17 protein-coding genes are annotated in these 15036 nt (G+C 67.6%); 9 read left to right on the forward strand and 8 right to left on the reverse strand.

Annotated elements, in window-relative coordinates; genetic code table 11:
- Positions 1-133: 133 nt before the first annotated feature.
- Together V3B41_RS14075 and V3B41_RS14080 are read left to right on the forward strand one after the other, a co-directional pair.
- On the forward strand, positions 134-946 hold the full coding sequence (locus V3B41_RS14075; RefSeq protein WP_049428657.1) for an alpha/beta hydrolase: 813 nt from the start codon (positions 134-136) through the stop codon (positions 944-946).
- A 9-nt stretch (positions 947-955) separates the two neighbouring features.
- Positions 956-1129: a hypothetical protein gene (locus V3B41_RS14080; protein WP_005412082.1), complete on the forward strand. Its 174-nt coding sequence runs from the start codon at positions 956-958 to the stop codon at positions 1127-1129.
- 80 nt (positions 1130-1209) lie between these two features.
- On the opposite strand, the gene V3B41_RS14085 is transcribed toward V3B41_RS14080, so the two are convergent.
- On the reverse strand, positions 1210-1890 hold the full coding sequence (locus V3B41_RS14085; RefSeq protein ID WP_329861476.1) for a hypothetical protein: 681 nt from the start codon (positions 1888-1890) through the stop codon (positions 1210-1212).
- Positions 1891-2022: 132 nt separating this feature from the next.
- Here V3B41_RS14085 and V3B41_RS14090 point away from each other — a divergent pair, with 132 nt between their 5' ends.
- Positions 2023-2682, forward strand: coding sequence for a hypothetical protein (locus V3B41_RS14090; protein WP_329861478.1), 660 nt, complete (start codon positions 2023-2025; stop codon positions 2680-2682).
- A gap of 70 nt (positions 2683-2752) precedes the next feature.
- On the forward strand, positions 2753-3721 hold the full coding sequence (locus V3B41_RS14095; protein WP_329861480.1) for a polysaccharide deacetylase family protein: 969 nt from the start codon (positions 2753-2755) through the stop codon (positions 3719-3721).
- A gap of 3 nt (positions 3722-3724) precedes the next feature.
- Here V3B41_RS14095 and V3B41_RS14100 read toward each other — a convergent pair whose 3' ends face one another.
- The 3 genes from V3B41_RS14100 to V3B41_RS14110 all read right to left on the reverse strand — a co-directional run bounded on the left by V3B41_RS14100 (position 3725) and on the right by V3B41_RS14110 (position 5504).
- Entirely contained in the window at positions 3725-4567 is an 843-nt protein-coding gene (locus V3B41_RS14100; RefSeq protein WP_295546893.1) for an MnmC family methyltransferase, read from the reverse strand.
- Positions 4568-4694: 127 nt separating this feature from the next.
- Complete coding sequence (locus V3B41_RS14105; protein ID WP_295546890.1) at positions 4695-5018, reverse strand: hypothetical protein; 324 nt, start codon at positions 5016-5018, stop codon at positions 4695-4697.
- Positions 5019-5087: 69 nt separating this feature from the next.
- Entirely contained in the window at positions 5088-5504 is a 417-nt protein-coding gene (locus V3B41_RS14110; RefSeq protein WP_329861484.1) for a hypothetical protein, read from the reverse strand.
- Positions 5505-5595: 91 nt separating this feature from the next.
- Here V3B41_RS14110 and V3B41_RS14115 point away from each other — a divergent pair, with 91 nt between their 5' ends.
- Positions 5596-5880, forward strand: a complete 285-nt coding sequence (locus tag V3B41_RS14115; RefSeq protein ID WP_197620051.1) for a hypothetical protein — start codon at positions 5596-5598, stop codon at positions 5878-5880.
- Between the two features lie 233 nt (positions 5881-6113).
- On the opposite strand, the gene dmeF is transcribed toward V3B41_RS14115, so the two are convergent.
- Entirely contained in the window at positions 6114-7079 is a 966-nt protein-coding gene (dmeF, locus tag V3B41_RS14120; RefSeq protein ID WP_329861486.1) for a CDF family Co(II)/Ni(II) efflux transporter DmeF, read from the reverse strand.
- A gap of 49 nt (positions 7080-7128) precedes the next feature.
- Between dmeF and V3B41_RS14125 the strand changes: the two genes are divergently transcribed.
- Positions 7129-7413, forward strand: coding sequence for a metal-sensing transcriptional repressor (locus V3B41_RS14125; protein ID WP_021204443.1), 285 nt, complete (start codon positions 7129-7131; stop codon positions 7411-7413).
- A 94-nt stretch (positions 7414-7507) separates the two neighbouring features.
- On the opposite strand, the gene V3B41_RS14130 is transcribed toward V3B41_RS14125, so the two are convergent.
- Positions 7508-7882: a MerC domain-containing protein gene (locus tag V3B41_RS14130; RefSeq protein WP_106550495.1), complete on the reverse strand. Its 375-nt coding sequence runs from the start codon at positions 7880-7882 to the stop codon at positions 7508-7510.
- A 69-nt stretch (positions 7883-7951) separates the two neighbouring features.
- Here V3B41_RS14130 and V3B41_RS14135 point away from each other — a divergent pair, with 69 nt between their 5' ends.
- Positions 7952-9277 carry a GTP-binding protein gene (locus V3B41_RS14135; protein WP_049428408.1) on the forward strand — a complete coding sequence of 442 codons (1326 nt, stop codon included), beginning with the start codon at positions 7952-7954 and terminating at the stop codon, positions 9275-9277.
- A gap of 130 nt (positions 9278-9407) precedes the next feature.
- Here V3B41_RS14135 and V3B41_RS14140 read toward each other — a convergent pair whose 3' ends face one another.
- On the reverse strand, positions 9408-11003 hold the full coding sequence (locus tag V3B41_RS14140; RefSeq protein WP_329861491.1) for an ATP-binding cassette domain-containing protein: 1596 nt from the start codon (positions 11001-11003) through the stop codon (positions 9408-9410).
- Between the two features lie 263 nt (positions 11004-11266).
- Positions 11267-12166 carry a LysR family transcriptional regulator gene (locus tag V3B41_RS14145; RefSeq protein ID WP_285310505.1) on the reverse strand — a complete coding sequence of 300 codons (900 nt, stop codon included), beginning with the start codon at positions 12164-12166 and terminating at the stop codon, positions 11267-11269.
- A gap of 228 nt (positions 12167-12394) precedes the next feature.
- Here V3B41_RS14145 and V3B41_RS14150 point away from each other — a divergent pair, with 228 nt between their 5' ends.
- Positions 12395-13573, forward strand: a complete 1179-nt coding sequence (locus tag V3B41_RS14150; RefSeq protein ID WP_329861495.1) for a serine hydrolase domain-containing protein — start codon at positions 12395-12397, stop codon at positions 13571-13573.
- Complete coding sequence (locus V3B41_RS14155; protein ID WP_049428400.1) at positions 13570-14754, forward strand: MFS transporter; 1185 nt, start codon at positions 13570-13572, stop codon at positions 14752-14754. Before V3B41_RS14150 ends, V3B41_RS14155 begins: the two co-directional genes overlap by 4 nt.
- Positions 14755-15036: the final 282 nt, after the last annotated feature.

Genomic DNA, 15036 nt, shown 5'->3' on the forward strand with positions numbered 1-15036 from the left:
TGAATGCCCGCATCTATGGATTGGCCGGGTGGCGTGGCCTGTGCAGAGGGTGTCATGGCGGCCGGCGATTCCATCACGACCGCGATAGGGCCCGGTCTCTAGCCTGACATCCTCCCCTTCCACAGGAGCTCCCATGCCTGCCTCCCGCATCCGCCTGCACGTTGAAGACACGGGTGGCGACGGCCGCCCGGTCATTCTGATTCACGGTTGGCCGCTGTCCGCCGATGCCTGGAAGACGCAGGTGTCGATCCTGCGCGACGCGCAGCACCGGGTGATCAGCTACGACCGGCGTGGCTTCGGCCGTTCCGACAAGCCGGCCGAGGGCTATGACTACGACACGCTGGCGGCGGATCTGGCCGGGGTGATCGAGGAACGTGACCTGCGCGACGTCACCCTGGTCGGCTTCTCGATGGGCGGTGGCGAGGTGGCGCGTTACGTGGCCAACCATGGCCAGGAGCGCCTGCACAGCGTGGTGTTCGCTGCGGCGGTGCCGCCGTTCCTGCTACGCAGCGACGACAACCCGGACGGCCCGCTGACCCAGGACAAGGCTGACGAAATGCGCAGTGGATTGGAGAAGGATCGCGAGGCGTTCTTCGATGGCTTCACCCGCGATTTCTTCAGCGCCAATGGCCAGCTGATGGTGACCGAAGAGACGCGTCAGGCAGCCATCGCGCTGTGCCATCAATCCGACCAGACGGCGGCGCTCGGCTGCATGAAGGCGTTTGCCACCACGGACTTCCGCGATGACCTGAAGAAGATCACGGTGCCCACCTTGATTCTGCACGGCGACAGCGACGCCATCGTGCCGTTCGAAGGTTCCGGGCAGCGAACGCACCGGGCGATTGCGCGCAGCGAGGTGGTGATCCTGGAAGGCGCGCCGCACGGCTGCAACACCAGCCATGCCGACCACTTCAATCTGGCGCTGCTGAACTTCCTGAAGCGGTAAGCTGCGGCCATGCGCCAGACCAAGACACCCCCGTGGAAGAAGCCCAACCCCAAGGGCCAGACCTCGCAGCCCTTGTCGCCTGCGCAGAAAGAGGCGGCGAGGCAGCGTGCGGAAGAGAACGGACGACGTTATCCGAATCTGGTGGACAACATGTGGGCCGCGAAGCTGCCGCGCGGATCCTGATCTGTAGAGCCGAGCCATGCTCGGCTAGCGCGCGTAGCGCGTGCTTTTTCACGGGACAGCAGCCGAGCGTGGGCTCGGCTCTACAGGTGGGCCAGCGGCGTCCAGCCGGGTTCCAGCCAGGGCGCGATCTTGTTCTGGCGGACGGTGATGGCCTCAACTGGTACCCCAGCCAGGCGTGCAAGCTCTGCACGCAGCACATCGGCATCCACCGGCAAGGCCGTAGCTACCTGCAGCCGATCCCCCTGATGCCTGACCTGTACCGGTAGCGTGGCGTGCGCTTCATGCTCGCCGCCGGTGCGACCGATCGGGTAGCGCATCCTTACCGGCCGCGACAGTTGCGCCAGTGCTGGCTGCCACGCCTGCAGCACGAGGGGCTGCCCGGCAGCGGGAACCTGTACCTCAGCAATCGTGGCCGGGTAGCCGGCAAGGCTCTCGACCATCACCTGGAAGCGCGCGCCATCCGGCATGACCAGTACGGCGGCGATCAGTGCGCAGAGCGAAACGAAAGCTGCCGCGAGGTTCCAGCATCGCGGCGCCGTAGCCGGGCGAGTCGCGTTGCGCAGCCCCGGTTTGCGCCGCAGCTTGCGCCTGTAGATGCGTCGATCCTTCCTGCGTGGGCTGCTGCTGTGTTCGGGCAGGTTCAATGGAACGCGGGGAAGGTGTGCCACGCGAGCCTTGATCAGGCGCGACAGCAGCATCCAGGCCAGCACGAACGCCAGCAACGGAAACAGCGTCCGCACCCACAGATACAGCGTGACCATCCACGATACCTCGACATACGACCATCCATGCTCATCTACATCCTACCGGGGCGGACGTGGGCTGTCGTATCCGCCCGCCGACAACCAGGGAACGCTTGGTTAGGATGGTTCTTTGTTGTCATGGATGAACCTATGGCCTCTGCTGCTACCCGCTTCTGCCGTATCTGTGGTCCTGGCCCGATCCTGCTGGTACTGCAGGTAGTGGCACTGCTGGCGGTTGCGCTGGCCGCAGGTTTCTTCCACTACCGCGTGGGATTGCTGCTGGAACCGGTGGATGACGCATGCGGTGGGCCTGACCCTGTCGCGCGCATGCAGGTGGCCGAACAGCTGCTGGCGCGGTCCACTGCGCTTGCACCATGGCAGCCGTTGCAGTGGATTCCGATGGCGGGCGTGGTACTGGCGCTGCTGGGCGCGATGTCGATCAGCGTCTACCGCCTGGGTCGCCTGTCGGAACGCCTGCGACGCGCCAACTGGGGGGTGATGGCGCTGCATGCCGCGATCCTGGCGCTGGCCCTCAGGGCATTGCAACTGTACGACATGGCGTGGACCAGCGTAGCCAAGCTGTCCCCAGCGGCGTGCCTGGTGGAACTGGGCGAGCAGGGCCGGCTGCCGCTGGCACAGGCGCAGCAGGTGGTGTTCGAGATCCTCACCCATGAGCATGCCCCGCTGCTGCGCAATCCCGATGACCTTGCCCTGGTGCTGGTCGCGTTGATGCTGGTGGCAATGGCTGCAGGATTGATGCTGTGGCGGGCAATCGTGCGCGAGCGTCAGGTGCAGTCGCGCAGCCCATAGCGGGTGCGTGGCCGACCATGCATCCACAATCGCGCTAAAGTCAGCACTTCGCTCCTGCAAGGATGTGCTGATGCGTTGGCTGCTGCGTTCTGTGCCACTGCTGCTGTGTTCGTTGGCGGTGCACGCCGCCGAAGTGGACCGCCGGATCGCGGTGACCATCGACGACCTGCCCTGGGCGCGGGTGGACCAGATCGTTCCGCCGGACCTGCAGGCACGGCATGAGGCATTGATGGACCAGCTGCGCCAGGCGGCCGTGCCGGTGGTCGGTTTCGTCAACGAGAACAAGCTGGAGGTAGACGGCCAGGTGCACCCGGCGCGGGTGCAGATGCTGCGCGACTGGCTGGACGCCGGTTATGCGCTGGGCAACCACACCTACTCGCACATGGACCTGAATGCCAAGGGCGTGCCTGCATTCCAGCAGGACTTCCTGCGTGGCGAGACGGTGCTGCGGCCGTTGCTGGCCGAGCGCGGACAGGCACCGCAGTGGATGCGCCATCCTTATCTTCGGGCTGGCCGCACACCGGAAGAGCGTGCGGAGATGGACGTGTTCTTCAAGAACCACGGCTATCGCGTAGCACCGGTCACCGTCGACAACGGCGAGTGGGTGTGGGCGTTCGCCTATGCCAACGTGATGAACGAGCAGCCCGATTCCCCGGCACGCGAGGCGACGTTGGCGCAGCTGCGCAAAGGCTATGTGCCCTACATGCTGAACAAGCTGGACTACTACGAGAAGCAGTCGCAGGCGCTGCTGGGCTATGCGCTGCCGCAGGTGTGGCTGATGCACGCCAACGAACTCAATGCGGCCACGTTCGCCGAACTGGTGGCGGCGACGAAGCGCCGCGGCTATCGCTTCATCTCACTGGATGAGGCGATGCGTGACCCGGCCTATACACGTGGTGCCGAAGGCTACAGCGGCCGTTACGGCCCGAGCTGGTTGCACCGCTGGGCGATGGCGGAGAAGAAACCGAAGGAGTTCTACGCCGGTGAACCCGAGGTGCCGGCGTGGGTGATGAAGCTGGCCAAGGTGGATTCTGAGTGACGCTCAGCGCTTGACGGCCAGCACGCCGTCAAGCGCCAGCTCGGCCTTGAAACCGGCCTTTTCCAGGCGCTTGGCCACTTCACGCGGCACATCGCGGCCGCTGGTCAGCTTGTTCGGCGCACCGGTGTAGTGGAACAGGCGGCCACCCTTGCGGATGACGCGGGCGAGGTGGTCGTAGAACACCTGCGAGTACAGCTCGCCAGCAATGCCGAAGCGCGGCGGGTCGTGCAGGATCGCGTCGACACTGTTGCTGGCCACCTGTTCGATCTGCTGCGAGACATCGCCGTGGCTGAACTGCAGGCGGCCCCCGGCGGCGGCCGAGTCCGGATCCGGCGACCATGGGTTGAGCGTGCGCAGCCACATCACGTCGGCGTTCTTCTCGAACGAACGGATCTGGCCGACACCGGCCTCCAGCGCACAGGCGGCGAAGTAGCCCAGGCCGCCGCAGGTATCGAGGATGACCTTGCCGGCCGGGGCGACCAGCTCGACCTTGCGGCGTGCATCCTCGAACGGTGACAGCTTGGAGGTCGGCAGCATCTTGATGCCGTCGATCTCGAAGGTCGGTGCGCCCCATTCGGTGGGCACCAGCTTGATCAGTGAACCGCTGTAGCGCGAGATCGGCGCGAACTCCTCGCCATCCCAGTAGTACAGCGTGCGGTCCTTCAGCTTGCCCGGCCACGGGTAGGCCTGGCCACGGAAGTGGAAACCGTCGCCATCCAGCGCCACGCTGTCCTCGCTGCGGCCGAGGTCGAGCGAGCCCTGCCAGTCGGCAGCGCCCTTGTCATGGGCACGGCGCAGGGTATCGGTGCTGTCGCGGGTCAGCAGGGGGCCGGTGTAGTGGGGCACGGCAGGTACCGGGACGGTTCGGGGGAGGGCATGGTACCGCAGCTGCTGCCGGGGCCCGGGGTGGCTGCGGCTCTAGATCCACGCCATGCGTGGATGAAGACGGCAGGAGCCGAGCGTGGGCTCGGCTCTACAGCTGGCTCGTGCAGCTGAAGCCGTGCGTGGCTCCTTGTCCTGAGATCATGCCGACCCCGCGCGACGGCTGCATGCCCTGCCGGGCGCACGATCGACGGTGGGCCTCTTGTGTTTCCGGTGGCTGCCGATCGAAGTCGTAGCGCAGGCGGCCGTCTTCCTGCAGCAGCCAATGCACGGTAACGCGCTCATGGCGACCATCACCGAGATCCCAGTCTAGGGTGCGCATGATCAGGGTCTGCCCATCGGGCAGCTGCCGGACTTCGTCATAGGCCCCTTGGGTCTTTGGCGCGCTTACCGCAAGCAGCAGAAACAGCAGCATTGGCATCGCTCCTCAATGGAGACAGGATGTACCTATAGTGCCCTGCGCCGCCATTAGAATCATTGCGTCTTACGGGCACTTCACTGCATACACCGGCCCAGCACCGATCAGCATCAGCGCCATGTAGTCACTATCACTGGCCTTGCCCTTCAACGTCGCGCCCTTGTTGAAGTGGAAGATGCCGAAGCCGCCGGCCATGCGGATCAGCGCCTCGTCGATCTGTTCGGCGTCATCGCGGAAATAGCGGCTGATCTCGCTGCGGGAGGCCTTGTGCAGGGCATTGGGTTCGCGCTGCCACTGGTCGCCGCGGCTGAAGGAGACGAAGTATTGGCCGCCTTCCTTTTCGATGCGGAAATCGGCCGGCTTGCGCGCGCTGGTGGCGAAACAGCCCTGCAGCGGATCGGCGGAGAACGGAAGCCCGGCGTCACCCCCACAGGCGGTGAGCAGCAGGAGGGCACCGGGCAGCAGCAGGCGGAGCGTGCGCATGGGATGTCCCTACAGGGGCAGGTGCGGCTAGTGTAGGCAGCAGGCGGGCACGGCCCGTACAGAAATTCGGCAAGAACAAAGGGGTTTTCGGATGGCGCAGGGCAAGGCACCGTGGTGCGGCGTGGCCAGTTGGCTGGGCATTGCAGTGGGCTGGGGCGCGGGCACGTTGGCTGCGCAGGCGGCGGCGGCCGCAGGCGGCAGTGGCATGGCTGCGGGATTGGGCGTGGGTGTGCTGGGCGCGGCGCTGGTCGGCGGCGGCCTGGCAGTGGCTTCGCGCGTGCGCGGCGAGCGCTGGCCGTGGATCGGCATTGCTGGCGCAGTGATCAGCGCGCTGCCGCTGCTGATGTACCTGCTGCGGATGATGCTGAAGCTCTGACTGTAGAGCCGAGCCCGTGCTCGGCTGATGGCCTGCGACAGCCGAGCATGGCTCGGCGCTACAAAGGCAACGGCAAGCCGAGCATGGGCTCGGCGCTACAAAGGCAACGGCAAGCCGAGCATGGCTCGGCGCTACAAAGGCAACGGCAAGCCGAGCATGGGCTCGGCGCTACAAAGGCAACGGCAAGCCGAGCATGGGCTCGGCTCTACAGATTCGACCGCGGTCGCGCAGGATCAGCTGCGGTGTATCTCCACCGTCACGTGCACCAGCTCTTCATGGATGGCCAGCGCGTTGCGCACGGTATCGGCATCCAGGCTGGTATCGCTGGTGACCACGCTGGCGCTGACCGCGTACTTGCCGCGGCCCACCTGCCAGACGTGCAGGTCGGCCAGGCGTGCCGGCCAGGGGCCCTGTTCGATCACTTCGCGCACTTCGGCCACCACCGGTGCGTCCATCTGCGCGTCCAGCAGGATGCGGCCGCTGTCGCGCAGCAGGCCCACTGCCCACACCGTGACCAGTACCGCGCCGACCAGGCCCATCACCGGGTCCAGCCAGGTCAGGCCCAGCAGCTTGCCGCCGAGCAGGGCAACGATGGCCAGCACCGACGTGGCGGCGTCGGCCAGAACGTGCACGTAGGCCGAGCGCAGATTCAGGTCGTGACCATGCGCGTGATCGTGGTGCGCGTGGTCATGCCCGTGGTGATCGCCATGGGCGTGCCCATGGTGGTGATGCGCATGCCCCGGGCTGTCGTGCAGCCACCAGGCGCACAGCAGGTTCACCGCCAGGCCGACGACCGCAATGGCAATGGCTTCGTCGTAATGGATCGGTGCCGGCACCCACAGCCGCTCCAGTGACTGCACGGCCATCAGTGCGGCGACGCCGAGCAGGGCGATGGCGCTCGTGTAGCCGGCCAGGATCTCGATCTTCCAAGTGCCGAAGGCGAAGCGCGGATCGTGCGCATAGCGGCGTGCGCAGCGGTATGCGAACACCGACAGGCCCAGTGCCAGCGCGTGCGAGCTCATGTGCCAGCCGTCGGCGAGCACGGCCATGGAGTTGAACCACCAGCCGCCAACGATCTCCACCAGCATCATGCTGACGGTGAGCCACATGGCGCGGCGGGTATTGCGTTCGGCCAGCGGGTTGCCGTCGTCGAAGCGGTGTTCGTGGTGGCGGGCGGCGGCGAGGGCGTCCAGATGCATGGGCAGACCAGGGGTGGAAGGATACCCCCATAGGGTATACGATATCGCCATGGCCCATGTACACAAGCATCGAAAGCAGCTGCTGACCCGCGTTCGCCGTATCGGCGGCCAGGTGGCGGCGTTGGAACAGGCGCTGGATAGGCCCGAGGGCGAGGCGGGTGACTGCGCGGATGTGCTGGTGCAGGTCGCCGCGGTACGCGGTGCTGCCCACAGCCTGCTGATGGAGCTGCTGCACGAGCACCTTCAGGAGCATGTGGTGGGCGCGGAAGACCCGCAGCAGCGGGCGGCCGAAGCCGAAGTGCTGGTGGAGCTGCTGCGCCGCTACGGCAAATAGGCCGTGGGGGGTAGAGTCGACTGTTAGTCGACTGCTCTTTGCCCAGGCGGCATGAGATCCCGCGCTTCGCGCGATAGTCGACTAACAGTCGACTCTACCCTGCGTGCCGGTGCCGCGCGTTCCAGATATGCGTTGCGGCCAGCAGCAGGCTGCCGGTAACGGTCATCGGCGTTTCCCAGTCATGTGAGGGAAGGGCCAGCGCGCCGGCCAGCAACAGGCCCAGACCGGCGCCGGCGGTGGCCCAGGCCAGCACGGGCAGCGGGTGACGGCGCTCGGCCCGCCACAGCGCGTAGCCGGTCAGCGGCAGGGCGATGGCCACGAACAGCAGGTGCACCCACTCCGCTTCGGCCCAAGTGCCGAACAGCGGTAGCGCGGCGGCCAGCAGAGGCAGCGCCAGGCAGTGCAGCAGGCACAGGCTGGACAGGGCGAGCGCGCCGGCATCAAGCAGGGCGGCCGAAGGTGACTTCATCGGGGGAGGTTCCTTGCGCAACAATTGTTATACAGTAACATTTCCGTTCCGCAGCCAACCCGCTCCGACATGAACACTGTTTCCCGCGCCGACCGTCGCCTTCCGGTCACCGTGCTGTCCGGCTTCCTCGGGGCCGGCAAGACCACCCTGCTCAACCAGATCCTGCGCAACCGTGAGGGCCTGCGCGTGGCGGTCATCGTCAACGACATGAGCGAAGTCAACATCGATGCACAACTGGTGCGCGAAGGTGGCGCCGAGCTGCGCCGCACCGAAGAGACGCTGGTGGAATTCAGCAACGGCTGCATCTGCTGCACGCTGCGCGATGACCTGCTGCAGGAAGTGCGGCGCCTGGCCGATGCAGGTCGGTATGACTACCTGCTGATCGAATCGACCGGGATCGGAGAGCCGATGCCGGTGGCCGCGACGTTCGCGGTGCGCGACGAGCACGGCTTCAGCCTGAGTGACATTGCGCGCCTGGACACGATGGTGACGGTGGTGGATGGCAGCGCCTTCCTTGCCGACTTCGGTTCTTCACAACGCCTGGCCGAGCGTGGCCAGCAGGCCGGCCCGGAGGATGACCGCGGGGTGGTTGACCTGCTGTGCGAGCAGGTCGAGTTCGCCGACGTGATCGTGGTCAGCAAGGTGGACCAGGTGGACGACGAGGTACTGCAGGACACGCTGGCGGTACTGCGTGGGCTGAACCGGGACGCGAAGCTGCTGCTGTCCAGCTTCGGCGATGTGCCACTGGCCGAACTGCTGGATACCGGTCGCTTCGACATGGAGCGTGCACAACGTGCGCCGGGCTGGGTGAAGGAACTGCGTGGCGAGCACACGCCGGAAACCGAGGAGTACGGGATCGGCAGCTTTGTCTACCGCTCGCGACGTCCGTTCCACCCCGCGCGATTCGCCCGCGCGCTGCAGTCGGGGATGCCCGGCGTGATCCGCAGCAAGGGCTGGTTCTGGTTGGCCAACCGCATGGACTGGGTGGGCGAACTGAATACCGTGGGCGCAGCGACGCGCACGCAGGCGGCGGGATTCTGGTACGCCGCGCGCGATCGCGTGCGTGCGGGCATGGAGGACACCACACCGCTGTTGCCGCCGACACCGCTGCCTTACAGCGATCTTGGCTGGGCACGCCAGCAGGCCGACTGCTGGAGCGCACCGTTGCCGGGCCTGGAGGAATTCCCGGATTCGGCCGCGCACGCGGCGATGCAGCGGCTGTGGCATCCCTTGTGGGGCGATCGTCGCCAGGAACTGGTGGTGATTGGCGTGCACATGGATGAGCGCGCGGTGCGTGCGGAGCTGGATGCCTGCCTGCTCAATGACCAGGAACTGCGTGCGGGCCCGCTGCTGTGGCAGCAGTTGCCACAGGCGTTCCCGGTGTGGAAGCGTTGAGCTAACGGTTCCTGTAGAGCCGAGCCGACGCTCGGCTGGAGGACCATTCCATCCACGCATGGCGTGGATCTACTGCAGCCGAGCGTGGGCTCGGCTCTACAGAATCGAATCCACGCATGGCGTGGTGGATCTACAGTGCGTCGCGCCACTGCCAGGCGTCGGCGGTGACCTGCAGCACGTGCGTCGGTCGCAATGCTTGCAGCAGATGCCGGTCATGGCTGACCATCATCAGTGCCCCCGGCCACGCAGCAAGCAGCTCTTCCAATGCCTGCAACGCGCTCAGATCCAGCGCATTACCGGGTTCGTCCAGCAGCAACAGCTGGGGTGCGGGATCGGCATACAGCACGCTGGCCAGCGCCCCCTTCACCCGCTCGCCATCACTGAGGCTGCTGGCTGCCCGCTGGATGCGCTGTGCGTCCAGCCCGAGCAGGGCCAGCCGCGTGCGCAGTTCTCCCACATCGGTACCTGGGTTCGCCGCCTGCACCGTCTCCAGGATGCTGTGCCCGCCGGACAATCCCAACAGCTGCTGGTCCAGCAGTGCCAATGGCGCATGCCGTTGCACGGTGCCACTGCGTGCAGGCAGCTGCCCTGCCAGCACACGCAGCAGGGTGGATTTTCCAGCACCGTTGTCACCGACCACAGCGATGCGCTGCCCGCGTCGGATCTCGAGCTGCAATGGAGCGCTGCACCCATGCGGAAGCGCCAGCGACTCCGCTTGCAGCAGGCGTGAACTGCCGCGTTCGCCTTCACCGGCAAACAGCGCCAGTTCCGGCGCCGCGTGAACCGCTGATGCCGCTGCGCGCAGCTGGTCGGCGCTGGCCTGCAGGCGCTCGGCCTGGACCTGCTGAGCACGGCCATGGCTGGCCTCGGCGCGCTGCTTCTGCCGGCCCAGCAGGATCGGCGCCTGGTTGGCCTGCTTCGCATCGCGGTTGCCGCGTGCCTGGCGTTGCTGCTGCCGTTCGTGCTGTTCACGCGCGCTGCGCTGCTGCTGGCGGTGCTGGGCGCGCGCGTGGTCGAGCTGGGCGGCGGCAGCTTCGCGTTCGGCGGCACGCGCGTCGGCGTAGTGCTGCCACGGCCCGCCATAGCGGTGCAGTCCGCGCGCGTCCAGTTCGACGATCTGCTGCATGTGCCCAAGCAGCTCGCGATCGTGGCTGATCGCCAGCAGGCCGCCACGCCATTGCTGCAGCTGTTCGTACAGCTGCTGTCGATGCCGAACGTCGAGATGGTTGCTGGGTTCGTCCAGGATGAGCCAGTCGGCGTCGCTGGCCCAGGCACCGGACAGCGCCACCTGCATCGCCTGGCCACCGCTGAGGCGTGCGGCGGGCTGGGCGGGATCGAGATCGTCCGGCAGCCGCAATGCCTGCCATTGCTGCTGCAGGCGTTCGCGCAGATCCCAGCGGTCGCCGACGCGGGCGAAGTCGGCTTCGTCCACGCTGCCCGCTTCGATGCGCGCCAGTGCAGCCAGTTCCTCGCCGACGCCGGCGAGCTCCCCCACGGTGCCGGACGGTGGATAGCCGGGCGTGGGCAACAGGAATACGCGGCCGCTGCCGCGTACCTGGCCGCTGTCGGGCAACAGCCGGCCCGCCAGCACGCTCTTGCCGGCACCATTGGCACCGACCAGGCCGGTGGCAACCGGATCGAAGGAAAACGACAGATCGGAAAACAGCGGGCGGCCGTCGGCCAGTCGATACGACACGCGATCGAGCGTGAGGGAATGCGGGGTCATGCGACCTCCATGGATGCCGGGTTCTCCCCTGCGCGCAGGGGCGGGAAGAGTCAGGCCGTCTGTTGGGAAGACGGCGGCATCAATGGCGCATTGGTCGCGAGCCTCTGGGAGGAATGAGCGTCCAGTATAGCGGCAGTGGCTGAATGGTCAGGCGTGCGGCCGCCGGGCATGGCCCGGCGCTACCGATGGTCGGGCGGTTCTGTAGAGCCGAGCCGATGCTCGGCTTCCTTTCGCCGCGAGACGCATCCACGCATGGCGTGGATCTACGGCACGGTACCCAGGCGGGCGCCGACGAAGTCGATGAACACCCGCAGCTTCGGCAGTACGTGTCGGCCCGACGGCCACAGCAGATGGAAGGTGCCGCAGGAATGCACGTGTTCGTCCAGCACTGTGACCAGGTGGCCGTCGGCCAGGGCATCGCGCACCGAGTGCACCGGCACGAAGGCCAGGCCGATATCGCGCAGTGCGAGCGCTACCCGCGCTTCGATGGTATTGGCCACCATGTGCACCGGAAGCTCCTGCGGCGTTTCATCGTCGGGCCAGTGGATCGGCCACGGTTCCAGCTTGCCGGTGGTGGGGAAGCGATAGTGCAGCAGCGTGTGCTGCATCAAGCCTGCCGGCGTGCGCGGAACGCCGCAGCGCTGCAGGTAGCCCGGCGAGGCAACGACACGCCGCGGGAACACGCCCAGCCGCCGTGCGTTCATCCGCGAGTCGCTGGGTTCGCCAACGCGCAGCACCGCATCGAAACCTTCCTCGATGACATCGACCAGGCGGTCGCTGAAGTCCAGGTCCAGGCGGATATCCGGATACGCCGCCATGAACTCGGCCATCAGCGGCAGGGTCAGGTCGCCCACCAGCGGCAGGCCGATGCGCAGCGTGCCACGGGGCGAGGCGTGTGGCTGCGCCAGTTCGGTGCGGGCAGCGTCGCGCTCGTCGAGGATGCGCCGGCAGCGAGCCAGGAACAGCTGGCCCTCGGCGGTGAGGGTGATGCTGCGCGTGCTGCGATGGAACAGGCGCACGCCCAGGGCGTGCTCCAGCCGCGCCACGCACTTGCCCGCTGCCGAGGCGGAAATGCCCTGCAGGCGCCCGGTCTCGACGAAGCTGCGGGTGTCGGCGGCATGCACGAAGGTCTGCAGGTTGGCGAGGTTGTCCAGGACTGACATGGGCGTGCGGGCGGTGAAAACAGCAGGGTAGGTGGGCAGGAGCGCAGCGGGCGGTCCCGGCTTTGCAACACTGTGATGCGGGCGGGCGCGCGAACCGTTGCGGCCCCGCGGTTCCGGCCATCATGCCGATTGCGGACTGCGCGGTCCATGATGCCCGGAGCGGCAACCGGCTTTTTGCGCGGACGCACGCTGCCTAACGTGGCGGCCTCTCCCCCACGGATCACCGCGATGAATGCCGCTCCTTCCTTCGAACCTGTGCCGACACTGCCTTCGGTGCAGCGGCTGCTGCAGCAGGTCCACCCGCAGCGCCTGGTCGGTGCGGTGGTGCTGGTGCGCGAGCACGGCGTGCTGCGCCATGCCAGCGCCACGGGCCTGGCGGATCGCGAGTCGGCTATACCGATGCAGCGCTACCAGCTGTTCCGGCTGGCCTCGGTGAGCAAGCCGCTGTTGACCACGGTGATCCTGCGCCTGGTGGCCGAGGGCGTGCTCGACCTGGATGCACCGGTGCAGCGCTGGCTGCCGGACTTCCGCCCGGCGCTGGCCGATGGCAGCACGCCGCCCATCAGCCTGCGCCAGCTGCTCAGCCACAGCAGTGGGCTGGGCTACCGCTTCCTCGAAGCCGATGCGGATGGCCCCTATGCGCGCGCGGGTGTCAGCGACGGCATGGATGCCAACCCGTTGACCCTGGCCGAGAACGTGCGCCGCATCGGGCAGGCGCCACTGCTGTTCGCACCGGGCAGCCAGTGGATGTATTCGCTGGGCGTGGACGTGGCCGGCGCAGTGGCCGAAGCGGCAACCGGGGAAACGCTGCAGGCCTTGTTCGCCCGCTTGCTGGCTGCGCCCTTGGGCCTGCGTGACACCGCCTTCGCCACCCAGGATGCGGTGCGGCTGGCCACACCCTATGTCACCGACACACCGCAGCCGCACCGCCTGCGCGAAGGCGAGGTGGTCGCTCCGTTCGAGGGCACGGTGGGCATCGAGTACAGCCTTGCCCGCGCGACCGATGCCATCCGGTTCCCTTCGGCCGGCGCGGGCCTGGTGGGTACCGCCGATGAGGTGATGCGGGTACTGGAGGCATTGCGCGACGGGCAGCGTTCCGGCCTGCTGCCGCCCCGGCTGGTGGCGGAGATGGCGGCCCCGCAGGTGGGCGAGCAGGGGCCGCCGGAACCGCACGGCTGGGGCTTTGGTCTTGGCTTTGCGGTGCTGCGCGATGCGGCCGCCAGCGGTACGCCGCAGAACGCAGGTACATGGCGGTGGGGCGGTGCCTACGGCCACAGCTGGTTCGTCGATCCTGCGCGCGGCCTGAGCGTGGCAGCGCTGACCAACACGCTGTACGAAGGCATGGACGGCGCCTTTGTCGATGAACTGCGTGATGCGGTGTATGCCGACCTGGGGACTGCACGATGAGCGGCCATGCCATCGATGCGGCCAGCCCGGCCGGTGAAGCCACGCGTCTGCCATGGGCCGGCCTGCTGGCACTGGCCGGCGGCGGCTTCATCACCCTGCTGACCGAGACGTTGCCGGCCGGTGTATTGCGGCCGATGGGCGACAGCCTGGGCGTGAGTGATGCGGCGGTGGGGCAGCTGGTGAGCGTGTATGCGCTGGGCTCGGTGATGGCCGCATTGCCGATGACCGCGCTGACCCAGCGCCTGCCACGACGCCCGCTGTTGCTGGCGGCGATTGCCGGCTTCGTGGTGGTCAATACGCTGACCGCGTTGAGCAGCAGCTATGCGCTGATCCTCGCCGCACGTTTCCTGGCGGGCGTGAGCGGCGGGCTGCTGTGGTCGCTGGTGGCCGGCTATGCCGCACGCATGGTGGTGCCCTCGCTGCAGGGCCGGGCGATTGCGGTGGCAATGGTCGGATCGCCGTTGGCGCTGTCGCTGGGCGTACCGGCGGGCACGCTGCTGGGCCAGCAGATTGGCTGGCGCTGGGCGTTCGCATTGATGAGCGTGCTGGGCGTGGGGCTGCTGGCGTATGCGCGTTGGGCGCTGCCAGCCTTGCCTGCTGCGGGTTCCGGCAAGCGCACATCGCTGGGCGCGGTCTGGCGCATGCCCGGCGTGCGCAGTGCACTGTTGGTGATGGTGCTGTACGTGCTCGCACACAACGTGCTCTACACCTACATCGAACCGCTGGCAGTGGAGGCGGGGGCGGGCCCGTGGCTGGACCGCCTGCTGCTGGCCTTCGGCCTGGCGGCGATTGCCGGCATCGGTATTGCCGGCTGGGGCGTGGACCGCCACCTGCGCATGCTGGTGTGGGCGGCGGTGATCGGTTTCATCCTGCCGGTGCTGGCGCTGCTGCTGTGGCCGGGCAACGCGACCGCACTGCTGCTGGCAACGATCCTGTGGGGCGTGGCCTTCGGCGCGGTGCCAACCCTGTTCCAGACCGCACTCGCCCGCCGTGCCGGTGCCGCCGCGGATCTGGCGCAGTCGATGCTGGTGACCGGCTGGAACCTGGCCATTGCTGCGGGAGGTGTGGCGGGTGGTGTGCTGCTGCAGGCCGGTGGGCCCACCCGGTTGGGATGGTTGCCGTTGCTGCTGCTGGCGGTGACCGCTGCATGGTTGCTGGCGCGACCGAAGGCCTGGGCGTAGGCGGCGATCATCGATGATGTGGTGTCGGCCAGCAGCCGGCACCACCGTGGTTCACGCCATCCACGCATGGCGTGGATCCACCGAGCGCAGCGACCCGCGTTTGCCTTTGCTTTTGCTTTTGCTTTTGCCTTCTTCCGTTGATTCCGGGGTGGGACGCTGCAGGAACCTGTCAGAGGCCGGGGCGGGGGGGGGGGGGGGGGGGGGGGGGGGGGGGGGGGGGGGGGGGCGCCCGCCCCGCGGGGGGGGGGGGGGGGCGCCCCCCCCCCCCCCCGCCCCCCCCCC

This window comes from Stenotrophomonas sp. SMYL89, from assembly GCF_036319985.1.
In the GTDB taxonomy this organism is placed as follows: Bacteria; Pseudomonadota; Gammaproteobacteria; order Xanthomonadales; family Xanthomonadaceae; genus Stenotrophomonas; species Stenotrophomonas maltophilia_Q.